This window comes from Klebsiella sp. GG_Kp173 (assembly GCF_040062415.1).
GTDB classification, from domain to species: domain Bacteria; phylum Pseudomonadota; class Gammaproteobacteria; order Enterobacterales; family Enterobacteriaceae; genus Klebsiella; species Klebsiella quasipneumoniae.
In genome coordinates this window covers 96,201-119,752 of record NZ_JBEAFZ010000002.1, presented here as the reverse complement: position 1 = coordinate 119,752, position 23,552 = coordinate 96,201, and the positions used below count along the sequence as shown (strand labels likewise).

At 60.7% G+C, this 23,552-nt stretch carries 16 protein-coding genes and 1 pseudogene; 10 read left to right on the top strand and 7 right to left on the bottom strand.

Annotated features, from left to right (window positions below):
• Nucleotides 1–29: 29 nt before the first annotated feature.
• The 5 genes from gsiD to iaaA form a co-directional block, all read right to left on the bottom strand.
• Nucleotides 30–941, bottom strand: coding sequence for a glutathione ABC transporter permease GsiD (gene gsiD / locus ABLU50_RS02480; protein ID WP_004886276.1), 912 nt, complete (start codon nucleotides 939–941; stop codon nucleotides 30–32).
• 1 nt (nucleotide 942) lies between these two features.
• Entirely contained in the window at nucleotides 943–1,863 is a 921-nt protein-coding gene (gsiC, locus tag ABLU50_RS02475) for a glutathione ABC transporter permease GsiC (protein ID WP_087832378.1), read from the bottom strand.
• Nucleotides 1,864–1,935: 72 nt separating this feature from the next.
• Nucleotides 1,936–3,477 (bottom strand): glutathione ABC transporter substrate-binding protein GsiB, encoded by a 1,542-nt coding sequence (gene gsiB / locus ABLU50_RS02470; RefSeq protein WP_323083958.1) that lies wholly within the window; start codon nucleotides 3,475–3,477, stop codon nucleotides 1,936–1,938.
• 32 nt (nucleotides 3,478–3,509) lie between these two features.
• Nucleotides 3,510–5,369 carry a glutathione ABC transporter ATP-binding protein GsiA gene (gsiA, locus tag ABLU50_RS02465; protein WP_017900145.1) on the bottom strand — a complete coding sequence of 620 codons (1,860 nt, stop codon included), beginning with the start codon at nucleotides 5,367–5,369 and terminating at the stop codon, nucleotides 3,510–3,512.
• Nucleotides 5,370–5,386: 17 nt separating this feature from the next.
• Nucleotides 5,387–6,328, bottom strand: a complete 942-nt coding sequence (gene iaaA, locus ABLU50_RS02460) for a beta-aspartyl-peptidase (protein ID WP_023320035.1) — start codon at nucleotides 6,326–6,328, stop codon at nucleotides 5,387–5,389.
• Nucleotides 6,329–6,563: 235 nt separating this feature from the next.
• On the opposite strand from iaaA, the gene moeA reads away from it, so the two are divergent.
• The 6 genes from moeA (at nucleotide 6,564) to ABLU50_RS02430 (ending at nucleotide 14,446) form a co-directional block, all read left to right on the top strand.
• Nucleotides 6,564–7,799 carry a molybdopterin molybdotransferase MoeA gene (gene moeA, locus ABLU50_RS02455; protein ID WP_087832379.1) on the top strand — a complete coding sequence of 412 codons (1,236 nt, stop codon included), beginning with the start codon at nucleotides 6,564–6,566 and terminating at the stop codon, nucleotides 7,797–7,799.
• Nucleotides 7,799–8,554 carry a molybdopterin-synthase adenylyltransferase MoeB gene (gene moeB, locus ABLU50_RS02450; RefSeq protein ID WP_064178099.1) on the top strand — a complete coding sequence of 252 codons (756 nt, stop codon included), beginning with the start codon at nucleotides 7,799–7,801 and terminating at the stop codon, nucleotides 8,552–8,554. The genes moeA and moeB overlap by 1 nt, the downstream gene beginning before the upstream one ends.
• 154 nt (nucleotides 8,555–8,708) lie before the next feature.
• The gene (locus ABLU50_RS02445) at nucleotides 8,709–9,608 is read left to right on the top strand and encodes a glycyl-radical enzyme activating protein (protein ID WP_004886257.1); all 900 of its coding nucleotides are present in this window, start codon (nucleotides 8,709–8,711) and stop codon (nucleotides 9,606–9,608) included.
• A 4-nt stretch (nucleotides 9,609–9,612) separates the two neighbouring features.
• A complete protein-coding gene (locus ABLU50_RS02440) occupies nucleotides 9,613–12,045 on the top strand; it encodes a formate C-acetyltransferase/glycerol dehydratase family glycyl radical enzyme (protein ID WP_348864520.1) in 2,433 nt (810 codons plus the stop codon).
• A 179-nt stretch (nucleotides 12,046–12,224) separates the two neighbouring features.
• Nucleotides 12,225–13,040 (top strand): Cof-type HAD-IIB family hydrolase, encoded by an 816-nt coding sequence (locus ABLU50_RS02435; RefSeq protein WP_023320030.1) that lies wholly within the window; start codon nucleotides 12,225–12,227, stop codon nucleotides 13,038–13,040.
• 140 nt (nucleotides 13,041–13,180) lie between these two features.
• Nucleotides 13,181–14,446 (top strand): DUF1479 domain-containing protein, encoded by a 1,266-nt coding sequence (locus ABLU50_RS02430; RefSeq protein ID WP_087832380.1) that lies wholly within the window; start codon nucleotides 13,181–13,183, stop codon nucleotides 14,444–14,446.
• Here the strand turns inward: ABLU50_RS02430 and ABLU50_RS02425 are convergent.
• The gene (locus ABLU50_RS02425) at nucleotides 14,443–15,516 is read right to left on the bottom strand and encodes a LacI family DNA-binding transcriptional regulator (RefSeq protein ID WP_004886244.1); all 1,074 of its coding nucleotides are present in this window, start codon (nucleotides 15,514–15,516) and stop codon (nucleotides 14,443–14,445) included. The two genes, ABLU50_RS02430 and ABLU50_RS02425, sit on opposite strands and share 4 nt — an antisense overlap.
• A 300-nt stretch (nucleotides 15,517–15,816) precedes the next feature.
• Here ABLU50_RS02425 and ABLU50_RS02420 point away from each other — a divergent pair, with 300 nt between their 5' ends.
• A complete protein-coding gene (locus tag ABLU50_RS02420; RefSeq protein WP_004886240.1) occupies nucleotides 15,817–17,118 on the top strand; it encodes an MFS transporter in 1,302 nt (433 codons plus the stop codon).
• Between the two features lie 15 nt (nucleotides 17,119–17,133).
• The gene (locus tag ABLU50_RS02415) at nucleotides 17,134–19,497 is read left to right on the top strand and encodes a glycoside hydrolase family 31 protein (protein WP_087832381.1); all 2,364 of its coding nucleotides are present in this window, start codon (nucleotides 17,134–17,136) and stop codon (nucleotides 19,495–19,497) included.
• A gap of 375 nt (nucleotides 19,498–19,872) precedes the next feature.
• Here ABLU50_RS02415 and ABLU50_RS02410 read toward each other — a convergent pair whose 3' ends face one another.
• A complete protein-coding gene (locus ABLU50_RS02410) occupies nucleotides 19,873–21,465 on the bottom strand; it encodes an ABC-F family ATPase (RefSeq protein ID WP_004886235.1) in 1,593 nt (530 codons plus the stop codon).
• 48 nt (nucleotides 21,466–21,513) lie between these two features.
• On the opposite strand from ABLU50_RS02410, the pseudogene ABLU50_RS02405 reads away from it, so the two are divergent.
• Nucleotides 21,514–22,429, top strand: a pseudogene (locus ABLU50_RS02405) (tyrosine-protein phosphatase).
• A 177-nt stretch (nucleotides 22,430–22,606) separates the two neighbouring features.
• Nucleotides 22,607–23,521, top strand: coding sequence for a L,D-transpeptidase (gene ldtB, locus ABLU50_RS02400; RefSeq protein WP_004886230.1), 915 nt, complete (start codon nucleotides 22,607–22,609; stop codon nucleotides 23,519–23,521).
• The last annotated feature ends 31 nt before the right edge of the window (nucleotides 23,522–23,552 follow it).

The following is a 23,552-nucleotide window of genomic DNA, read 5'->3' as shown; positions in this document are numbered from 1 at the left end:
AGCACCGCACGGCGGTGCTTTCCCTCACCCTACCCCTTTAACTTCGGATCCAGTGCATCGCGCAGGCCATCCCCCAGCAGATTAAACGCCAGCACGGTCACGAAAATCGCCACCGCCGGAAACAGCGCCACGTGCGGGGACATCACCATATCCGCCCGCGCCTCGTTGAGCATCGCGCCCCACTCTGGCGTGGGCGGCTGCGCGCCGAGACCGAGAAACGACAGACTGGCCGCCGAAATAATCGATACCCCAATGCGCATGGTGAAATAAACCACGATCGACGACACCGTCCCCGGCAGGATGTGGTGGAAGAGGATGGTGGCATCGCTGGCGCCAATGCTGCGCGCCGATTCAATAAAGGTCTGCTGCTTTAATACCAGGGTGTTGCCCCGCACCAGCCGGGCGAACGCCGGGATCGAGAAGATCGCCACGGCGATAATCACGTTGGCCATCCCGCTACCCATGACGGCGACCACCGCGATCGCCAGCAGGATCCCCGGAAAGGCGAACAGCACGTCGCACAGACGCATAATCAGCCGGTCCCACCAGCCCTCATAGTAGCCGGCCAGCAGCCCAAGCACCGTGCCGATGGCCGCGCCAATCAGCACCGCCAGCACCCCCGCGGCCAGCGAGATCTGCGCCCCCACCAGCACCCGGCTGAAAATATCGCGCCCCAAAGAGTCGACACCGAACCAGTGCACCAGCGAAGGCCCCTCGTTAAGCCGGTCGTAGTCGAAATAATTTTCCGCATCGTACGGCGCTATCCATGGGGCGACGATGGCCACCGCAATCAGCAACAGCACGAAAATACCGGCGCCCATGGCCACCGGCTGACGCCGAAAGCGCCGCCAGAACTCATGCCAGGGGGTATGGATTTCGCCGGGCCTGATGCCCGGCATGGCGTTCAGCGCCGCCTGCCTTCTCCAGTTAAGCAATCGCACCTTACTTATACCTGATAGCCGGGTTTATGGCCGCGTACAGCACATCCACCACTAAATTGATAAGAATAAACTCCAGCGAAAAGAGCAGCACTTCCGCCTGAATCACCGGGTAATCGCGCATTTCTACCGAATCGACCAGCAGTCGCCCCAGCCCCGGCCAGTTGAAGACCTTCTCCACGACGATCGAGCCGCCGAGCAGGAAACCGAACTGCAGCCCCATCATGGTGACCACCGGGATCATCGCATTGCGCAGACCATGCTTGAGCACCACCCGCGTTTCGCTCACCCCTTTCGCCCGGGCGGTACGCATATAGTCTTCATGCAGCACATCGACGAACGACGCGCGGGTAAAGCGCGCCATCACCGCTGCCACCGCCGCGCCGAGGGTCAGCGACGGCAAAATATAGTGCCGCCAGCTGTCGGCGCCCACCGTCGGCAGCCAGCCCAGCTCAACCGAAAACACCTGCATCAGCAACATGCCGAGGGCAAAGGCCGGAAACGAAATACCGCTCACCGCCAGCGCCATTCCCAGACGGTCAGGCCAGCGATTGCGCCACACCGCCGCCGCGATCCCCACCGCCATGCCAAACAGCACTGCCCAGCTCATGCTGGCCAGCGTCAGCCACAGGGTGGGCATAAAGCGGCTGGCTATCTCACTGGCAACGGGACGCCGCGAGGCCATGGACATGCCAAAATCGCCGCGCAGCACGTTGGTGATGTAGTGCCAGAACTGGACGTGCAGCGGCTGGTCAAGCCCCAGCTGCTGGCGCACCATCGCCACCACCTGGGCATCGGCCTCTGGTCCGGCAATCAGCCGCGCCGGGTCGCCGGGCAGCATATGGACGAAGAGAAACACCAGCACCGCGACGATTAGCAGGGTGGGGATCAGCCCCAGCAGGCGCTTAATCACATAGTTGAGCATCGTACCTCCACAACCCGCCCCGCGGAAAAACCGCTCTCCGCCCACTAGCGCCGGAGGGCATCATCTCGACCTTCACGGTGTTAAATCTGCCTGTTCGAAGCTGAAGCCGGTGTCCGGCTGGATATAGAAGCCGGTGAGGTTCTTGCTGTGGGCGGAGACCAGTTTCTCCACCACCAGCGGCACCCACGGCGACTCTTTCCAGATAATATCCTGCGCCGCTTTGTAGAGTTTGGTTTTCTCTTGCGGATCGGTGGTTTTCAGCGCCTCGCTCAGCGCGCTATCCACCTGCGGGTTGCTGTAAAAAGCGGTGTTGAACAGGGTCGGCGGCCAGTTTTGGGAAGCAAACAGCGGCGACAGCGCCCAGTCGGCTTCGCCAGTGGAGGCGGACCAGCCGGTATAGAACATCCGTACCCCGCTCTCTTTCTGCCCTTTACCTTCCACTTCCGCCGCCCGCTGACCGGCGTCCATCGCCGTCACCTGCGCCTTTATGCCCACCTGCGCCAACTGCTGCTGGGTAAACTGCAGCACTTTCTGCGCGGTGCTGTGGTTATGTGACGACCACAGCGTAGTGCTAAACCCGTTGGGGTAGCCGGCCTCTTTTAGCAGCTGGCGCGCTTTCGCCGGATCGTAAGGCCACGCGGGATAGCTCTGAGCGTAGGCAATCGATGGCGGCACCACGCCGGTCGCCGGGGTGGCATAGCCGGCAAACGCCACCTTGACCAGCGCCTGGCGGTTGATGGCGTAGTTGATCGCTTCGCGCACCTTCGGATTATCGAACGGTTTCTGCGTCACGTTCATGCTGATGTAACGCTGCATGATCGACGGACTGGCCACCAGCTCCAGTTTGCTGTTTTTCGCCAGCAGCGGCGCCTGCTCGTAGGGGATCGGGAAGGCAAACTGCGCCTCGCCGGTCTGCAGCATCGCCGCCCGGGTATTGTTATCGACTACCGGTCGCCAGGTAATGGAATCCAGCTTCGGCAGCCCCGGCTGCCAGTAGCCATCGAACTTGCTGACCTTCACGAAGTCGGTCTGGTTCCAGGTATCGAGCTTATACGGCCCGGTGCCCACCGGGTGGAAGCCGATATCCTTGCCATATTTTTTCAGCGCCGTCGGCGAAATCATCGCTGTCGCCGGATGGGCGAGAATATTAATAAACGCCGAGAACGGCTGTTTGAGGGTGATTTTCACCGTGGTCGGATCAACCGCCTCGGTGCTGGCGATATTTTTATACAGGTTATAGCGCTTGAGATGGTTTTCCGGGTTGCTGGCGCGGTCGAGGTTAGCCTTGACCGCCTCGGCGTTAAAGTCGGTGCCATCCTGGAATTTCACCCCGCCGTGCAGCTTGATGGTGTACACCAGGCCATCCGGCGACACGGTGTAGCTCTCGGCAAGAACATTTTGCAGCTTCATCTCTTTATCAAGGCCGAACAGGCCTTGATAAAAGGACTTCGCCACCGCCTGCGACAGAGTATCGTTAGCATCATAGGGGTCGAGCGTCGTGAAGTTAGACCCGACCGCCACCACCACATCTTTGGCAGCAAAAGCGGGGGCGCTCGCCAGGGCCGCCGCGATACTCAGCGCCAGCCACCATTTGCGTGAAACAGGTTGTGTCATCGTGTTCTCCTGAAAAGGTGCGTTATGTGTTGTTATGTTCTGCCCAGCACGTCGGCGGCGTCGCGGGCGACGAAGTGGCCCGGCCCAACCTGCTGCAATGGCGGGCTGGCGATCTCCTCGCCCCGCTTATAGATATTGCCCGGGACGTCATCAGACAGCAGGACCCGCTGCGGATGACGGTAGGCCGGGTCGGCCACCGGTACGGCAGCCATGAGCTTACGGGTATAGGGGTGCTGCGGGTTTTCAAACACTGCGCGGCGCGGGCCGATTTCGACAATCCGGCCGCGATACATCACCGCCACGCGGTGGCTGATGCGCTCCACCACCGCCATATCATGGGAAATAAACAGAAACGCGATGCCCATCTCGCGCTGCAGGTCGAGCATCAGATTGATAATCTGCGCACGAATGGAGACATCCAGGGCCGACACCGACTCATCGGCAATCACCACCTTCGGATTCAGCGCCAGCGCGCGGGCAATGCAGATCCGCTGCCGCTGGCCGCCGGAAAAGGCGTGGGGGTAGCGCCAGGCATGCTCCGGCTGCAGCCCCACGCGCTTCAGCAGCCAGGCGACCCGCTCGCGAGCCGCCTCCCTGTCCAGCAGGCCATGCACCCGCAGCGGCTCCATAATCGAATCGCCGACCGTCTGGCGCGGATCGAGCGAGGCGTAAGGATCCTGAAAAATAAACTGAATATTGCGCCGCAGGGACTGCAGCTTGCTGCCGGAGAGGGTATCGATCCGCTGACCATCGAAGGTAATGGTGCCACCCTGGGTCTCAACCAGCCTCAGCAGCGCCCGGCCGGTGGTCGACTTGCCGCAGCCGGACTCCCCCACCAGAGAGAGGGTCTCTCCCGGCCAGAGATCAAAACTCACCTTCTCCACCGCATGCACTTCGCGCGTCACGCGATTGAGCAGCCCGCCGCGCACCGGGAAACGGGCCACCAGATCGCGCACCTGCAGAATCGGCTCACCCGCCACCACCGTGTCTGGCGTTTCTGTCTCCGCCAGCGGCTGCCCCGGCAGCGGAAAGCGGCGCGGCAGATCCCGACCGCGCATCTCACCCAGCCGGGGGACCGCCGCCAGCAGGGACTGCGTATAAGGGTGCTGCGGTGAACGGAAAATCTCCTCGACGCTGCCGGTCTCCACCGCCTCGCCGCGATACATGACCAGCACCCGATCGGCGATATCGGCCACCACCCCCATGTCATGGGTGATAAAGATTACTCCCATCGCCATCTCCTTTTGCAGGACGGCGATAAGTTGCAAAATTTGCGCCTGGATGGTGACATCCAGCGCCGTGGTCGGCTCGTCGGCAATCAGCACCGCCGGCCGACAGGAGAGCGCCATGGCGATCATCACCCGCTGGCGCATGCCGCCGGAGAGCTGGTGCGGATAGCGTGAGAGCATCTCTTCCGCCTGGGGAATACGCACCTGGTCGAGCATCTTTTTTGCCGCGCGCAGCGCCTCTTCGCGCCCCAGCCCCTGGTGCAGACGCAGGGATTCGGCGATCTGCTCGCCGATGGTGAACACCGGGTTCAGCGAAGTCATCGGCTCCTGAAAAATCATCGCCAGGTCCGCGCCGCGTACCCGGCGCATTTCGGCCTCCGATTGCTCATTGAGCGCGATCACCTGCCGGTTGCGCCGTCGCAGCCACAGCCCCTCGCTACTCACCTCGCTGCTGGCGGCGTCAAGCAGACGCATCAGCGCCAGAGCGGTGACCGATTTTCCCGAACCGGACTCCCCGACAATCGCCAGCGTCTCGCCGCGGCGCAGGCTGAAGGAAAGCTGACGCACGGCCTGCACCTCTGGCGCATCCTGCTGGCGAAACGCCACGTTCAGGTTGCGCACCACCAGTACTTCGCAGGTATCCGTTTCGTGAGTTTGCGGCACTCTCCTTCTCCCTTGTTCTATTCGCGATAAATGCCAATGGTCGGCGTATCGCCGGCATAGCACCAGGCGCGGTACATGCCTTCGCTGTTAAACGGTAAAACGACGTTGCCTTCGCGATCGACGGCAATCAGTCCGCCGCTGCCGCCGAGGGCCGGCAGCTTCTCCATCACCACCCGCTCGCAGGCGGAATAGAGACTGAGCTGACCGTACTCCATCAGGGCGGCGATATCGTAGGCCGCCAGAGTACGCATAAAGACTTCGCCGGTGCCGGTGCAGGAGACCGCCACGCTGGCATTGTTGGCGTAGCACCCCGCGCCCGGCAGCGGGCTGTCGCCAACGCGTCCGGGCAGTTTGTTGGTCATGCCGCCGGTGGAGGTCGCCGCCGCCAGATTGCCGGCCAGATCGAGCGCCACCGCCCCGACGGTGCCCATTTTCTGGCGTTCGTCGAGCGGAGCGGCATGGTGGTCAAGGATGATCTCCCCACCCGCTTTCGCCTCCTGCAGCTGCAGCAGGCGCTCGGGGGTGGAAAAGAGATCGTTATCGACGCGCGCCATTCCGTGGGAGAAGGCGAAATTTTCCGCCCCCTCGCCGATCAGCAGCACGTGCGGGCTCTTTTCCAGCACCAGACGCGCCGCCAGCACCGGATTACGTAAATGTTTGACCCCGGCCACCGCCCCCGCCTGCAGGCTGTAGCCGTCCATCACGCAGGCGTCCAGTTCGTGGGTTTGATCGTGGGTAAATACCGAGCCGATCCCGGCGTTAAACAGCGGACACTCCTCCAGCAGACGGACGGCCTCGGTCACGGCATCCAGCGCACTGGCGCCCGCAGCCAACATTTTCTGTCCGCTTTCGACGATAGCCGACAGCGCCGCCACGTACTCCCGCTCCCGCTCCGGCGTCATCTGCGCGCGAGAAATCGCCCCTGCGCCGCCGTGAATTGCTATAACCGCCTTGCCCATTTCGCCAGTCCTTAACGATGAAGTGGATAGCCCCCGCCCTGTCGTAGCGCGTCGCGGCGCCGGTCACGTCAGGAATAAGGGTATTGATATCATTATATTGCTGAATGTCTTATACAATTTTTGAATATAGAAAGAGCGGCGGGCGATGTAAAGCCTCGTACCCAGGTGGCATACAGCCCGCGCCGCTTTTCTGCCATAATAGGCGTTTTCGCCGTTTTGCCCGCAGGAGTGACCCATGGATTTTACCGCCGGACTGATGCCGCTCGACACAGCCCTCACCCAGATGCTCGATCGTATTACGCCGCTGAGCGCCACGGAAACTGTACCGCTGTTGCAGGCCTTCGCGCGCGTTACCGCCCATGACATTATCTCCCCGCTGGATGTCCCCGGCTTTGATAACGCGGCGATGGATGGCTATGCCGTCCGGTTGAGCGACCTTCGCGACGGCGCGGCCCTGCCGGTCGCCGGGAAGGCCTTCGCCGGCCAGCCGTTTCACGACGCCTGGCCCACCGGCACCTGTATCCGCATTATGACCGGCGCGCCGGTGCCTGCAGGCTGCGACGCGGTAGTCATGCAGGAAGAGACTGAACAGACCGACGCCGGCGTGCGCTTTACCGCGCCGGTGAAAGCCGGGCAGCATATTCGCCGCCGCGGAGAAGATATCGCCCACGGCGCGGTGGTCTTCCCGGAGGGAACGCCGCTGACGGTAGCCGAGCTGCCGGTGCTGGCCTCGCTGGGCATTGCCGATGTCGAGGTGGTGCGCAAGATTCGCGTCGCGGTCTTCTCGACCGGCGATGAGCTGCAGCTGCCGGGTCAACCGCTCGGCGACGGCCAGATTTACGATACCAACCGCCTGGCGGTGCATCTGATGCTCGAACAGCTGGGCTGCGAGGTCATTAATCTCGGTATTATTCCTGACGATCCGGCGCAACTGCGTGAGGCCTTTATCGCCGCCGACCAGCAGGCCGACGTGGTCATCAGCTCCGGGGGCGTCTCGGTGGGCGAAGCCGACTACACCAAAACCATTCTTGAAGAGGTGGGGGAGATCGGCTTCTGGAAGCTGGCGATCAAGCCGGGCAAACCCTTCGCCTTCGGCAAGCTCAGCAGCAGCTGGTTCTGCGGCCTGCCGGGCAACCCGGTTTCCGCCACCGTCACCTTCTGTCAGCTGGTGCAGCCGCTGCTGGCGAAGCTCTCGGGCAAGTACGGCCCGCTTCAGGCAACCCGCCTGCGGGTACGCGCCGCCACACGACTGAAAAAGTCGCCGGGCCGCCTCGATTTTCAACGCGGTATTCTGCAGCGCAACCCGGACGGCGAGCTGGTGGTGACCACCACCGGCCATCAGGGCTCGCACATTTTCAGCTCTTTCAGCCTCGGCAACTGCTTTATCGTGCTGGAGCGCGAGCGCGGCCACGTTGAAGCGGGCGAATGGGTCGACGTCGAACCGTTCAGCCATCTGTTTGGGGGGCTGTAATGGCCGTGGAGCTGAGCGATGAAGAGATGCTGCGCTATAACCGGCAGATTGTTTTGCGCGGTTTTGATTTTGACGGCCAGGAGCGGCTAAAGGCCGCTCGGGTGCTGGTGGTCGGCCTCGGCGGGCTTGGCTGCGCCGCCGCGCAGTATCTGGCCGCCGCCGGGGTGGGGCAGCTCACCCTGCTCGATTTCGACACCGTCTCGCTCTCCAATCTGCAGCGCCAGACGCTGCACAGCGATGCCACCCTCGGCCAGCCTAAGGTGGATTCCGCCCGCGAGGCGCTGGCGCGCATTAATCCGCACGTTCATCTGGTGCCGCTCAATGCCTTACTGGACGAACCGGCGCTGGCGGCGCAGATTGCCGGGCACGATCTGGTGCTCGACTGCACCGACAACGTCGACATCCGTAACCAGCTCAACGCCGGCTGCTTCCGCCACCAAACCCCGCTGGTTTCCGGGGCGGCGATCCGCATGGAGGGGCAGATCAGCGTCTTCACCTATCAGCAGGGCGAACCCTGCTACCGCTGCCTGAGCCGCCTGTTTGGCGAAAATGCCCTCACCTGCGTCGAAGCCGGCGTGATGGCCCCGCTGGTGGGCACTATCGGTTCTCTGCAGGCGATGGAGGCCATTAAGCTGCTGACTGGCTACGGCACGCCCGCCAGCGGAAAAATCGTGATGTACGACGCCATGACCTGCCAGTTTCGTGAAATGAAGCTGATGCGCCACCCGCAGTGCGAGGTATGCGGCTCGCACTAATCCCCCTACCGGCGACGAGAGTCGCCGGTGGTTTTGTGACCGCTCTCGTTATTTTCTCCCCTCTGACTTATCCCCATCCCGCTTGTTGATTTGCGTCAATATAACTTTCATTCGAAAGTGTTTTTATGTTCATACGCAAACAAGAGGGTAAGCCATGATCTTCAATATCCAGCGCTATTCCACCCATGACGGCCCAGGGATCCGCACCGTCGTCTTCCTGAAAGGCTGCTCGCTGGGCTGCCGCTGGTGCCAGAATCCGGAGAGCCGCGCCCGCAGCGAAGACCTGCTGTATGACCCGCGCCTGTGCCTTGCCGGCTGCGAGCTGTGCCAGCAGGCGGCGCCGGCGGTTATCACCCGCACCCTCGATGGCCTGATCATTCACCGGCAACACGTTAACGACAGCCATATCGCCGCGCTGCGCGACTGCTGCCCCACCACCGCGCTCACGGTGTGCGGCGAAGAGAAGAGCGTCGAGGAGATCATGGCGACGGTGCTGCGCGATAAACCCTTTTACGATCGCAGTGGCGGCGGCATCACCCTTTCCGGCGGCGAACCCTTTATGAATCCGGGCCTGGCGCGGGCGCTGTTCGAGGCCAGCCATCAGGCAGGGATCCATACTGCTGTGGAAACCTGCCTGCACGTCCCCTGGAAATACATTGAACCGGCTTTACCCTTCGTCGACCTGTTTCTCGCCGACCTGAAGCATGTCGACGAGGCCGTTTTCCGGCAGTGGACCGACGGCAGCGCCCGCCGGGTGCTGGACAACCTGCAGCGTCTGGCGCAGGCGGGGAAAAACATGATCATTCGCGTGCCGTTAATCCAGGGATTCAACGCCAGCGAAGCCGACATCACCGCCATCACTGATTTTGCCGCCGACCGCCTGCGGGTCAGCGAAATCCATTTCCTGCCCTACCACACGCTGGGAATGAATAAATACCAGTTACTCAGTCAGCCCTACACCGCACCGGATAAACCGCTGGATGCTCCCGAGCTGCTCGCCTTTGCGCAGGATTATGCGCGGAGCAAGGGGCTAACGGCGATCTTACGAGGATAACCCTATGACTACCCTGAAACTCAACACCCTCAGCGCCCGCATCCAGGCCCATAAAATGGCGCTGGTGCATATCGTCAAGCCGCCGGTCTGTACCGAACGCGCCCGCCACTACACCGAGATGTATCAGCAGCATCTTGATAAGCCAATCCCGGTGCGTCGTGCCCTGGCGCTGGCGCATCACCTTGCCGAGCGCACCATCTGGATCAAGCACGATGAGCTGATCGTCGGCAACCAGGCCAGCGAAGTGCGCGCCGCGCCGATCTTCCCGGAATACACCGTCAGCTGGATCGAGAAAGAGATCGACGATCTCGCCGACCGCCCCGGCGCCGGCTTCGTGGTCAGCGAAGAGAACAAGCGCGTGCTGCATGAAGTGTGCCCGTGGTGGCGCGGCCAGACCGTACAGGACCGCTGCTACGGCATGTTTACCGATGAGCAGAAAGCGCTGCTCGCCACCGGCATTATTAAGGCAGAGGGCAATATGACCTCCGGCGACGCCCACCTGGCGGTCAACTACCCGCTGCTGCTGGAGAAAGGCCTGGACGGCCTGCGTGCAAAAGTCGCCGAACGCCGGTCGCGCATCAATCTGACGGTGCTGGAAGACCTGCACGGCGAACAGTTCCTGAAAGCGATTGATATTGTGCTGGCGGCGGTCAGCGACCACAGCAAACGCTTCGCCGCGCTGGCGCGCGAGATGGCGACGGCAGAATCCCGTGACGCACGCCGCGAGGAGCTGCTGACGATTGCCGAAAACTGCGACATCATCGCCCATGAGCCGCCGAAGACCTTCTGGCAGGCGCTGCAGCTGTGCTACTTCATTCAGCTGATCCTGCAGATTGAATCCAATGGCCACTCGGTCTCGTTTGGCCGCATGGACCAGTACCTCTATCCGTACTACCGCCGCGACGTTGAGCTGCAGCAATCGTTGGATCGCGAACAGGCCATTGAGCTGCTGCACAGCTGCTGGCTGAAGCTGCTGGAGGTTAACAAGATCCGCTCCGGCTCGCACTCCAAGGCCTCGGCCGGCAGCCCGCTGTATCAGAACGTCACCATCGGCGGCCAGAACCTGGTGGATGGCCAGCCGCAGGACGCGGTCAACCCGCTGTCGTATGCCATCCTGGAATCCTGCGGTCGTCTGCGTTCCACCCAGCCGAACCTCAGCGTGCGCTACCACGCCGGAATGAGCAACGATTTCCTCGACGCCTGCGTCCAGGTGATCCGCTGCGGCTTCGGTATGCCAGCGTTTAATAACGACGAAATCGTGATCCCGGAATTTATCAAGCTGGGTATTGAGCCGCAGGACGCCTACGATTATGCGGCCATCGGCTGTATCGAAACTGCGGTCGGCGGCAAATGGGGCTATCGCTGCACCGGCATGAGCTTTATCAACTTCGCGCGGGTGATGCTGGCGACGCTGGAAGGCGGCCGCGATGCCACCAGCGGCCAGGTGTTTCTGCCGCAGGAGCACGCCCTGTCGAAAGGCAACTTCGCTAACTTCGACGAGGTGCTGGCCGACTGGGACCGCCAGATCCGCTACTACACCCGTAAGTCGATTGAGATTGAGTACGTGGTCGATACCATGCTGGAAGAGAACGTCCACGATATTCTCTGTTCGGCGCTGGTGGACGACTGCATCGAACGGGCGAAGAGTATCAAGCAAGGCGGCGCGAAATATGACTGGGTGTCCGGCCTGCAGGTGGGCATCGCCAACCTCGGCAACAGCCTGGCGGCGGTGAAAAAGCTGGTCTTCGATCAGGGCGTTATCGGCCAGCAGGAACTGGCGAAGGCGCTGGCGGAAGATTTCGACGGCCTGACCCACGAGCAGCTGCGCCAGCGGTTGATCAACGGCGCGCCGAAGTACGGTAACGATGATGACAGCGTGGACACGTTGCTGGCGCGGGCCTACCAGACCTATATCGACGAGCTGAAGCAGTATCACAACCCGCGCTATGGCCGCGGCCCGATCGGCGGCAACTATTACGCCGGCACGTCGTCTATCTCCGCCAACGTGCCGTTCGGCGCGCAGACCATGGCGACGCCGGATGGCCGTAAAGCGCACACCCCGCTGGCGGAAGGGGCCAGCCCGGCCTCCGGAACCGACCATCTGGGGCCGACGGCGGTCATCAGTTCGGTGGGTAAACTGCCCACCGGGGCGATCCTCGGCGGCGTGCTGCTTAACCAGAAGCTGAATCCGTCCACCCTGGAGAACGAGTCCGATAAGCAGAAGCTGATGGTGCTGCTGCGCACCTTCTTCGAGGTGCATAAAGGCTGGCATATCCAGTACAACATTGTCTCGCGCGACACGCTGCTGGAGGCGAAGAAACACCCCGACCAGTACCGCGATTTGGTGGTGCGCGTCGCCGGGTACTCGGCGTTCTTTACCGCCCTGTCGCCGGATACCCAGGACGATATCATCGCCCGTACCGAGCATACGCTCTAACCCCTCAGGCCCGCTGGCGCGACGCTTAGCGGGCCTTCCCTGTCCTGCAGGCCGGGAAAGGCAACGCCGCCTCCCGGCATTTTCTGAATGCATGAACTTTCATTCGAAATAAATTTGTGCTCCCCATCACATTGTAATTAGAATGTTACTGGTCGAAGTTAAGCCAGGAGCACCCCCTTATGACCGTTAAAGTTATCGTCACCGATATGGACGGAACTTTTCTCAATGACGCCAAAACCTACGATCGCGCACGGTTTCTGGCGCAATTCGCCCAGCTGCAGCAGCGCGGCATTGAATTCGTTGTCGCCAGCGGCAACCAGTACTATCAGCTGATCTCCTTCTTCCCGGAGATCCGCGAGCAGATCTCGTTCGTCGCCGAAAACGGCGCGCTGGTCTTTGCGCATGGTAAGCAGCTGTTCCACGGCGAACTGACCCGCCACGAATCGCAGGTGGTGATTGGCGAACTACTCAAAGATCCGCAGCTAAACTTCGTTGCCTGCGGCCTGGAGAGCGCTTACGTCAGCGATAACGCCCCGGATGCCTTCGTCGACCTGATGTCAAAGCACTACCACCGTCTGCAGCGGGTAAGTGACTATCACGCCATCGACGATACGCTGTTCAAATTCTCTCTGAACCTGCCGGACAGCGAGATCCCGCAGCTGATCGATAAACTGCACGTGTCGCTCGACGGCATTATGAAGCCGGTCACCAGCGGCTTTGGCTTTGTCGATTTGATTATTCCCGGCCTGCATAAAGCCAACGGCATCAGCCGCCTGCTCAAGCGCTGGAACCTGTCGCCGCAGCAGTGCGTGGCCATCGGCGACAGCGGCAACGACGCCGAAATGCTGAAGCTGGTGAAATACGCTTTCGCCATGGGTAACGCCGCCGACAGCATTAAGGCTATCGCCGGATACGCGACCGACGATAATAACCATGACGGCGCGCTGAACGTCATTCAGGCCGTCCTCGATAACAGCGCTCCCTTCAACGATTGACCTCTCTCCGGGGCTGCGCGCCCCGGCTTGTCCATTTTGTGCGCCGCAGCAAGATTTTAAACTTGCATTAACTTCATTTTAACTTAAATTAACGTTTGTAATATTTAATACTTTCGAATGAAAGATACAGCGAGGTTATTATGGCTGCTCTCCCGACCCACGAAACACTCCCCGCCGACCACAAAGCGGCGATTCGCCAGATGAAGCAGGCGCTGCGGGCGCAAATCTGCGACGTCCAGGCGGTGTTCGATAAGCTCTCAGCGCGCATCAGCGAGCGCCTGCAGGAGATTGAGACGCTGAAAGCCGCAGGCCAGGAGGTCTGGCCAACCATTCCGTTCCGCGATATCGCCGAGGGAACCGTGAGCGATGCCCAGCGCGCGGCCATTAAGCGTCGGGGCTGCGCGGTGATCAAAGGCCACTTTCCGCGCGAACAGGCGCTGGCCTGGGATACCGCGATGCTGGAATATCTGGATCTGAACCATTTCGACGAGGTCTACAAAGGGCCAGGCGACAGCTTCTTTGGTTCGCTGGAGGCTTCGCGGCCGGAAATCTATCCCATCTACTGGTCGCCCTCGCAAATGCAGGCCCGCCAGAGCGATGAAATGGCCGCGGCGCAGTCCTTCCTCAACCGCCTGTGGCGCTTTGAGCAGGACGGCAAGCGCTGGTTCGATCCGGACGTCAGCGTCATTTACCCTGACCGCATTCGCCGCCGTCCGCCGGGAACCACCTCGAAGGGGCTGGGCGCGCATACCGATTCCGGTGCGCTGGAGCGCTGGCTGCTCCCCGCCTACCAGCAGGTCTTCGCCAACGTGTTTAACGGTCATGTCGACGCTTACGATCCGTGGGACGCCGCGCACCGTACGGAAGTGGAAGAGTACACCGTCGACAACACCACCAAATGCTCAGTGTTCCGCACTTTCCAGGGCTGGACCGCGCTGTCGGACATGATCCCGGGTCAGGGGCTACTGCACGTGGTGCCGATCCCCGAGGCGATGGCTTATGTTCTACTGCGCCCACTGCTTGACGATGTGCCGGAAGATGAGCTGTGCGGCGTCGCGCCGGGCAGAGTACTGCCGATCTCTGAGCAGTGGCACCCGCTGCTGATCAAAGCCCTCAGTTCGATTCCGGCGCTGAACGCTGGCGATTCCGTCTGGTGGCACTGCGACGTCATTCACTCGGTGGCGCCGGTGGAAAATCAGCAGGGCTGGGGCAATGTGATGTACATTCCGGCAGCGCCGATGTGCGAAAAGAACCTCGCCTACGCGCAGAAAGTGAAAATTGCTCTGGAAAAAGGGGCCTCGCCGGGGGATTTCCCGCGCGAGGACTATGAGGCCAGCTGGCAGGGGCGCTTCACTCTGGAAGATCTGAACATCCACGGCAAGCGGGCGCTGGGTATCCCGGTTTAATCGTCATACAGCCCCTGCGGCTCCACGGCGGTATGGCCTTTGCCCGGCCGGATCCGCCGTACCGAATCGCGCACCACCAGCGTGCCGTGCAGCAGCAGCGAACCGTGCGGCGCCTCCGGGCGCAACAGGCGCTGCTGCAGGAGATGCACCGCCTCGCTGCCCAGTTCATCCCGCGGCACATGCACCGCGGTCAGCGGCACCTCCTGGATCGCCGCCAGATTAAACCCGTCGATGCTCATCACCGAGACATCCTGCGGCACCCGCAGGCCGCGCTTTTGCAATGCGCTGACCGTGCCGGCGGCCATGAAATCGCCGCCCACCAGGAAGGCGGTGGGCAACGGCCTGCCCTGTAAGCCATCAAGCCAGGCCCCCACCTGCTCTTCGGTCTCTCTGGCGCTAAAGTTGGCGACGCTGATGAGATCCCGGCTGGCGGTAAAGCGCAAATTGCGCGCGCGCCACGCCTCCTCGATCCCCCCCAGCCGCAGCTCCATGGTATAGCGGCGCAAACACATGACGTTCATCACCACCCGATGCCCCATATCAAACAGATAGCGGGCGGCGCACTGGCCAATCAAACGATGATCGGGGGCAATGGACGGCAACCGCATCCCTTCATCCCGACAGTTTATCAAGACGCAGGGTTTACCCAGATCCGCCGCCAGGCCATGAATATGCGGATCGTCGATCCCCAGCAGCACCGCGGCCTGGGTTTCCGCTTCGTTCATGCGGGCAAGAAACAGATTGGCGTCGCTGTCGTTTTCGTCCAGCGCGCAGTAGCGCAGGCGCACTTCATGCGCCGCCAGCGCGTTATTGATGCTCTGGATCACCCGGTAGTAGAAGATATCCGACCGCTCATCGAAGGCGCGCTGCGGGGCAAACACCAGCAGATTATTGAGCAGCAGACGCCCGGCGGCCAGCCCCTGCATGACCCCCAGCTCGCGGGCGCACTCCAGCACCGCCCGGCGCGCCTTGTCGCTGGTATTCGCCTTTCCGGCCAGGACGCGCGAAACGGTACTGGCCGACAGCCCAGTGCGGGCAGCGATTTCGGCGACGCGCAGCTTTTTATCCATTTTGTGATCCAGCTCCGATTGGAAAATGAAAGAATTTTCATAATCGCCAAAGCGCTCCCTGTAAGCAAATGACAGCGCAAAATTTGAGATCCCGGTCATTTCATGAAAAAACTTGCATAAATAGCACTTTGCCCGCCGTTTTTTCTCCCTTAGCCTGAATTGGTCCAACATCTCCCATACTAGTTATACCAATGATGTTGAGATAAAAAAATAGACTATTCAAATAGTTAATAACACTACGTGGCCACTCAAGGATTGAGGTCGTCACTTTCCCCCTACTAACGTCATGTGGAGTGTGCTATGAGTCAAGGCCTCAACAATGATATCGCGGTCAGCAAAACGCGCCGGGTGGTAAAAAACCTGCGCTGGTGGGTGCTGGTCCTGTTTTTACTTGGCGTCACCGTCAACTACATCACACGCAACTCGCTGGGGATTATCGCCCCGGAACTGAAAGCGACGCTCGGTATTACCACCGAACAATATTCCTGGATCGTCGGCGCGTTTCAGCTGGCTTACACGATTTTCCAGCCGCTCTGTGGCTGGCTTATCGACGTCATCGGCCTGAAGCTCGGGTTTATGATCTGCGCCACCTTGTGGGCGCTGGCCTGTATCGCCCACGCCGGGGCCGGCAGCTGGCTGCACCTGGCGATATTGCGCTTCTTTATGGGCGGGGCCGAGGCGGCCGCCACCCCGGCCAACGCCAAAACCATCGGCGAGTGGTTTCCGAAGTCTGAACGGCCAATCGCCGCCGGCTGGGCTGGCGTCGGGTTCTCTATCGGCGCAATGCTCGCCCCGCCGATCATCTACTTCGCCCACGCTTCCTTCGGCTGGCAGGGGGCGTTTATGTTTACCGGCGCGCTGGCCCTGCTGTGGGTGGTGCTGTGGTGGGCCTTCTATCAGAACCCGGAAAAGCACCCCAACCTCAGCAAAAGCGAGCTGGAGTACATCAAGCAGGATAACGAAGCGCCACCGGTGAAACAGCCCTTCTTTACCGCGCTCAAAACCGTCTCGAAGAATAAACGTTTCTACGGGATCGCCATTCCCGCGTTTATGGCCGAGCCCGCCTGGGCGGTGCTGAGCTTCTGGGTACCGCTGTACCTGGCCAAAGAGCACGGCATGGATCTCAAGCAGATCGCCATGTTCGCCTGGCTGCCTTTCCTCGCCGCCGACCTCGGCAGCGTGGTCAGCGGCTACCTCACCCGCCTGTACGTTCGCTGGTTCGGCTGTACGCGAGTCAACTCAGTGATCGCCAGCTCGGTGACCGGCGCATTTCTGATGATCTCCCTGGCCCTCGTCGCTATCACCCGCGATCCCTATATCACCATCGTCCTGATCTCCATTGGCGGCTTCGGACATCAGATCATCTCCTGCATGCTCAGCGCGCTGGTGGTGGAGTCGTTCGACAAGGGACAAATGGCGACGGTAAACGGTATGCGCGGATCCGCGGCGTGGATCGCCAGCTTCCTGTTTTCGTTATTAATCGGGGTGACCGCCGACAAAATTGGCTTCAACCCGCTGTTCATCGCCATGGGGTTCTTTGACCTGATTGGCGCCGTTTTCCTGGTGGCATTTATTGCTGAACGTCGCGCTAAGCGCGCCTGAGAGTGGATGTAAGATATGAAAACGTTGAAACACTGGAGTTTACATCAACAGCTGGAGCATCACGTTGAACTGACGGTCGATGGCCAGCACACCCTGTGCCTGTACGTACTGGAAGAGAATTTATTCCGCGTGCTGCTGAAAAGCCAGGGCCAGCTGGCGCTGGATCGCACCTGGAGTATCGCTCCGCAGCAGGATGTGCCGTGGGAAGGCCGCGCCCGGGATGACCTCAGCGGTTTTAGTCTCCCGGCCTGGCAGCTGACACAGGAGGGCGATACGCTGACCATCGCCACCCGCCAGCTGCGCGTCACCGTCCATCAGCCGCTGTGGCTGGAGTGGAGCTATCGCGACGACGCCGGGGAATGGCAGCAGCTTGCTAACGACCGCCCCACCAGCGCCTATCTGGCTAATGCCCACGGCGACGGCGTCGCCCACTATCTGAGCCGCCGGAAAGACGAACGTTTCTATGGTCTGGGCGAAAAGGCCGGCGATCTGCAGCGCACCGGTAAGCGTTATGAGATGCGCAACCTCGACGCCATGGGCTACAACGCCGCCAGCACCGACCCGCTGTATAAACATATTCCGTTCACCATCACCCAGCGCAGCGACGTCAGCTATGGTCTGTTTTACGACAACCTGAGCAGCTGCTGGCTGGATTTGGGTAACGAAATCGACAACTACCACACCGCCTACCGCCGCTGGCAGGCGGAAGCCGGCGATATCGATTACTACCTGTTCACCGGTAAACAGGTGCTGGATGTCACCAAAGCCTTTGTACGTCTGACCGGTAAAACCCTGTTCGGGCCAAAATGGAGCCTCGGCTACAGCGGCTCGACCATGCACTACACCGACGCGCCGGATGCGCAAAATCAGCTGATGAACTTCATCCGCCTGTGCAATGAGCACGCTATTCCGTGCGATTCGTTCCAGCTCTCATCCGGCTATACCTCGATTAACGGCAAGCGCTACGTCTTTAACTGGAACTACGACAAGGTGCCGCAGCCGAAAGTGATGAGCCAGTCGTTCCATGATGCCGGGCTGAAGCTGGCCGCCAATATCAAACCCTGCCTGCTGCAGGATCATCCGCGCTATGGCGAAGTGGTGGAGCGCGGTCTTTTTATTCGCGATTCGCAAACCGACGCGCCGGAGCGCTCCAGCTTCTGGGACGATGAAGGATCGCACCTCGACTTCACCAATCCGCAAACCGTGGCCTGGTGGCAGGAAGGGGTCACCAGCCAGCTGCTGGAGATGGGCATAGATTCGACCTGGAACGATAATAACGAGTATGAGGTGTGGGACGGCGAAGCGCGCTGCTACGGCTTTGGCCGCGAAATCGCCATCAAGCATATTCGCCCGGTGATGCCGCTGCTGATGATGCGCGCCTCGATGGAAGCCCAGCAGCGCTTTGCGCCGGAAAAGCGCCCGTATCTCATCTCTCGCTCCGGCTGCGCCGGGATGCAGCGCTACGTCCAGACCTGGAGCGGCGATAACCGCACCAACTGGGATACGCTGCGCTATAACATCCGCATGGGGCTGGGCATGAGCCTTTCCGGGCTGTTTAACGTCGGTCACGACGTCGGCGGTTTCTCCGGCGATAAACCGGAGCCGGAGCTGTTTGTGCGCTGGGTACAAAACGGCGTGATGCACCCGCGCTTTACCATTCACTCATGGAATGACGACCAGACGGTCAACGAAGCCTGGATGTATCCGGCCGTTACCCCGGCCATTCGTTCCGCGATTGAGCTGCGCTACCGCCTGCTGCCCTATCTGTATACCCTGCTGTGGCAGGCGCATGCTGACGACGAGCCGATGCTGCGCCCGACCTTCCTCGATCATCAACACGACGCGCAGACCTTCGCCGAATGCGATGACTTCCTGCTGGGGCGCGACCTGCTGGTGGCCAGCGTGGTCGAGCCTGGCGCCCGCCAGCGTGAGGTGTGGCTGCCGGATAATCAGGCCGGCTGGTACGATTTCTACAGCCACCAGTGGTTCGCCGGCGGCCAGTGGGTCACCCTCGACGCGCCGCTGGAAAAGCTGCCGCTGCTGGTGCGCGCCGGGGCCGGTCTGCCGCTCAGCGAGCGCATCCGTCATGTTGCGGCGCAACAGGACGATCGTCGCGAACTGCAGCTGTTCCCGCTGAAAGGCGTCGGGACCTCTTCGGGTCTGCTGTTTGAGGATGACGGCGAAAGCTGGGGCTATAAACAGGGCGATGCGCTGTGGCTGGAGTGGGAAATGGCGTGCGACAGCAGCACCATCAACCTGAAGGTCAACGCCCGCGGCAACTATCGCCCGGCGTGGAAAGCGCTGAAGCTGTCATTACCGGCGGGAGAAAAACGCAAACTGCTGGTGAATGGCGTTGAAGGAGCGGAGTGGAGGCGCTAAGCGATATGCCGGGCGGCGGCTTACGCCTTGCCCGGCCTGGATTTAATGATGTTCCCGGATTGCGCTACGCTAATCCGGGCTACAAACGGGTGGCCTCAAAATACCCGGTGGCGCTACCGCTTACCGGGGCTACAGCACTGTGCGGTTTGGTAGCCCCGGTAACGGACAGTTTCAGTAACCATGGGTACAAGATAGGGCCTTAAGGTCACAATGGCACCGACCGTAGGCCGGATAAGGCGCAGCCGCCATCCGGCGCGAAAGTGGCTCTTTACCCGCGGTTATTGCCCGGCGGCGCTACGCTTGCACGGGCCTACAGATCCCATACCAGGCGTAGCACGGGTAAGGCGTAGCCGCTACCCGGGTAACGAAGAGGGATTACTCGATACCTTTGCTGCGCAGGTAGTCTTCGTAGTTGCCGCTGAAGTCGATCACCCGTTCCGGGGTAATCTCCAGCACGCGGGTAGCCAGCGAGCTGACGAACTCTCGGTCGTGGGAGACGAATATCAGGGTACCCTGATACATCTCCAGCGCCATGTTCAGCGATTCGATGGATTCCATATCCAGGTGGTTGGTCGGTTCGTCCATGATCAGGATGTTTGGCTTCTGCATCATCAGCTTACCAAACAGCATCCGCCCCTTCTCACCACCGGACAGTACTTTCGCCGGCTTCTTGATGTCATCCTGGCTAAACAGCAGTCGACCAAGGATACTGCGCACCGCCTGCTCGTCGTCGCCTTCCTGTTTCCACTGGCTCATCCACTCGAAGACCGTCAGGTCGTTTTCGAACTCGTATTCATGATCCTGCGCGTAGTAGCCAAGTTGCGCGTTTTCAGACCATTTCACGGTGCCGTTATCGGGCTGCAGTTCGCCCACCAGGGTTTTCAGCATCGTGGATTTACCCACACCGTTGGCGCCCAGAATGGCAATCTTCTCGCCCACTTCCAGCAGCAGGTTGACGTTTTTGAACAGCGGACCTTCTTCAAAGCCTTTGGTGAGGGCTTCCACTTCCAGCGCGTTACGGAACAGTTTCTTGTCCTGCTCGAAGCGGATAAACGGGTTCTGACGGCTGGAGGCTTTAACCTCTTCCAGCTTGATCTTGTCAATCTGACGGGCGCGCGAGGTGGCCTGACGCGATTTAGAGGCGTTGGCGCTGAAGCGGCTAACAAAGGACTGCAGGTCAGCAATCTGCGCTTTTTTCTTGGCGTTGTCCGCCAGCAGACGCTCACGCGCCTGGGTGGCCGCCGTCATGTATTCGTCGTAGTTGCCCGGATAGACGCGCAGCTCGCCGTAGTCCAGATCCGCCATGTGCGTACAGACCATGTTCAGGAAGTGACGGTCGTGCGAGATGATAATCATCGTGCTGTCGCGGTCGTTCAGCGTCTGCTCCAGCCAGCGAATGGTGTCGATGTCCAGGTTGTTGGTCGGTTCGTCGAGCAACAGAATGTCCGGGTTAGAGAACAGCGCCTGCGCCAGCAGGACGCGCAGCTTCCAGCCCGGGGCGACTTCGCTCATCGGGCCGTAATGTTGTTCAACCGGAATACCCACGCCCAGCAGCAGTTCGCCCGCGCGCGCTTCAGCAGAGTAGCCGTCCATTTCGCCATATTTAACTTCCAGGTCGGCCACTTTATAGCCATCTTCTTCGCTCATCTCTGCGAGGGCGTAGATGCGATCGCGCTCCTGCTTCACTTCCCACAGCTCGCTGTGGCCCATGATCACCGTATCCAGCACGGTGAACGCTTCAAAGGCGAACTGATCCTGACGCAGCTTACCGATGCGCTCGTTCGGGTCGAGAGAAACGTTGCCCAGCGTCGGTTCGAGATCGCCGCCGAGGATCTTCATAAAGGTCGATTTACCGCTGCCGTTGGCGCCGATCAGACCATAACGGTTGCCGCCGCCAAATTTAACGGAGATATTTTCGAACAGCGGCTTACTGCCAAACTGCATGGTAACGTTGCTGGATACTAGCACGGGGATATCCTGAAAAAAGAGTATGAGGGGTGTGATACAGCAGACATTATGCCAGTAAATGACGCACTTTTCACGGTCTGCGGTAAATTCCGCCGCGGCGCTTGTGCTATGGTCTTTGTCAGATGCGCCAGAGACCTGCGCGCAAACCGTTATTCTGTACGTGATGATGAGGAGTCCCATGACCACCAGCCTACCGCGACATCCGGCCTTTTTATCCCTGCAGGGCGGCATCAATTTTCGCGACCTGGGCGGCCAGCGCACCGCCGACGGACGCCGGGTACGCAGCGGCAAGCTGCTGCGCTCCGGCGCGCTAAACCGGCTAACGGCTGAGGATCTCAACCATCTGGATACCCTGCCGCTCAGCCGGGTGCTCGACTACCGCGACCCCGGTGAAGTGCAGCGCACCCCGGACAAACTGAGCCCGCTCACCCACTATCTCAACGCGCCGGCCAATCCGCCGCTCGGCGAGGTCAATGCGAAGGTCACCGAGCTGAATGCCGCCACCCTTAATGCGCTGAACGGCGAGCAGTTTATGCTGCAACTCTATCGCCAGCTGCCGTTTAACAACCCGGCCTATCGCCAGCTCGCCGCGTGGCTGACGACCCCTTTCGACGGCGCCTTGCTGCAACACTGCGCGGTCGGTAAAGATCGCACCGGCGTCGGCTGCGCGTTAACCCTGTTCGCCGTCGGATGCGACAGCGAGACGGTGATGGAGGAGTATCTCCTCACCCATGGCATGCTGACGCAGGTGGAGGCCTGGATGCTGGAGATGCTCGGCAACGACCTGACGGCCCAGGGGCGCCAGAGCCTGGCGGACATCCTGACGGTGAAAGAGTCCTATCTCGCCGCCGCGCTGTCGGCCATTCAGCAGCGCTATGGCAATGTCGACGCCTGGCTGGCGGAAGAGTATCAGCTCACCGCCCCGGCCCGCGTCGCGCTGCAGGCCCGGCTGCTGGAAGACTAACCCCTGTCGCCCCCAACGCCAGGGCGCGGCAGCCGAGGCGACAGGGAAAAAAATGTGATTTCGTACACATCTGATTTACCTGTTCAGCGGAATGCACATATAATGCGCTCCCATCTACTGTCTCAATCATTAACAAAGGCCTGTGTGGCGTTGATTTCGCACACGACATTAAAAACTATGAAATTATCTACACTCTTAGCGGCAGCCTTCGCCATCGTAGGCTTTTGCAATACAGCGTCTGCTGTCACCTATCCTTTGCCAACCGATGGCAGCCGTTTGGTTGGTCAGAACCAGGTCATCACCATTCCGGATGATAACAAGCAGCCGCTGGAATACTTCGCGGCCAAATATCAGATGGGGCTTTCAAACATGCTGGAAGCCAACCCGGGGGTGGATACCTATCTGCCGAAGGGCGGTAGCGTCCTGAACATCCCTCAGCAGCTGATCCTGCCGGATACCGTGCATGAAGGGATCATCATCAACAGCGCGGAAATGCGTCTGTACTACTACCCGAAAGGCACCAATACCGTGATCGTTCTGCCGATCGGCATCGGCCAGTTGGGTAAAGATACGCCAATCAACTGGACCACCAAAGTCGAACGTAAGAAGGCTGGCCCGACCTGGACCCCGACCGCCAAGATGCATGCGGAATACGCTGCCGCCGGCAACCCGCTGCCTGCCGTCGTACCGGCCGGTCCGGATAACCCGATGGGTCTGTACGCGCTGTATATCGGCCGCCTGTACGCCATCCACGGTACCAACGCTAACTTCGGTATCGGCCTGCGCGTGAGCCACGGCTGCGTGCGTCTGCGCAACGATGACATCAAATTCCTGTTTGAGAACGTGCCGGTCGGCACCCGCGTGCAGTTTATCGATGAGCCGGTAAAAGCCACCACCGAGCCGGACGGCAGCCGTTACATCGAGGTTCATAACCCGCTGTCGACCACCGAAGCCCAGTTCCAGGGCGGCGAGATCGTGCCGATCACCCTGACTCAGCCGGTACAGGCGATCACCAGCCAGTCTGATGTCGATCAGAGCGTGGTTGAGCAGGCTATCCAGAACCGCTCCGGTATGCCGGTGCGTCTGAACTAAGTTCAGCATGACAGCAAAAACGGCGGGCCTG

Bases quoted from the DNA above. Each gene is read 5' to 3' on its own strand.
- gsiC (WP_087832378.1), bottom strand. From the start codon at position 1,863: ATGCTCAACTATGTGATTAAGCGCCTGCTGGGGCTGATCCCCACCCTG.
- gsiB (WP_323083958.1), bottom strand. From the start codon at position 3,477: ATGACACAACCTGTTTCACGCAAATGGTGGCTGGCGCTGAGTATCGCG.
- iaaA (WP_023320035.1), bottom strand. From the start codon at position 6,328: ATGGGCAAGGCGGTTATAGCAATTCACGGCGGCGCAGGGGCGATTTCT.
- moeA (WP_087832379.1), top strand. From the start codon at position 6,564: ATGGATTTTACCGCCGGACTGATGCCGCTCGACACAGCCCTCACCCAG.
- moeB (WP_064178099.1), top strand. From the start codon at position 7,799: ATGGCCGTGGAGCTGAGCGATGAAGAGATGCTGCGCTATAACCGGCAG.
- ABLU50_RS02445 (WP_004886257.1), top strand. From the start codon at position 8,709: ATGATCTTCAATATCCAGCGCTATTCCACCCATGACGGCCCAGGGATC.
- ABLU50_RS02440 (WP_348864520.1), top strand. From the start codon at position 9,613: ATGACTACCCTGAAACTCAACACCCTCAGCGCCCGCATCCAGGCCCAT.
- ABLU50_RS02435 (WP_023320030.1), top strand. From the start codon at position 12,225: ATGACCGTTAAAGTTATCGTCACCGATATGGACGGAACTTTTCTCAAT.
- ABLU50_RS02430 (WP_087832380.1), top strand. From the start codon at position 13,181: ATGGCTGCTCTCCCGACCCACGAAACACTCCCCGCCGACCACAAAGCG.
- ABLU50_RS02425 (WP_004886244.1), bottom strand. From the start codon at position 15,516: ATGGATAAAAAGCTGCGCGTCGCCGAAATCGCTGCCCGCACTGGGCTG.
- ABLU50_RS02420 (WP_004886240.1), top strand. From the start codon at position 15,817: ATGAGTCAAGGCCTCAACAATGATATCGCGGTCAGCAAAACGCGCCGG.
- ABLU50_RS02415 (WP_087832381.1), top strand. From the start codon at position 17,134: ATGAAAACGTTGAAACACTGGAGTTTACATCAACAGCTGGAGCATCAC.
- ldtB (WP_004886230.1), top strand. From the start codon at position 22,607: ATGAAATTATCTACACTCTTAGCGGCAGCCTTCGCCATCGTAGGCTTT.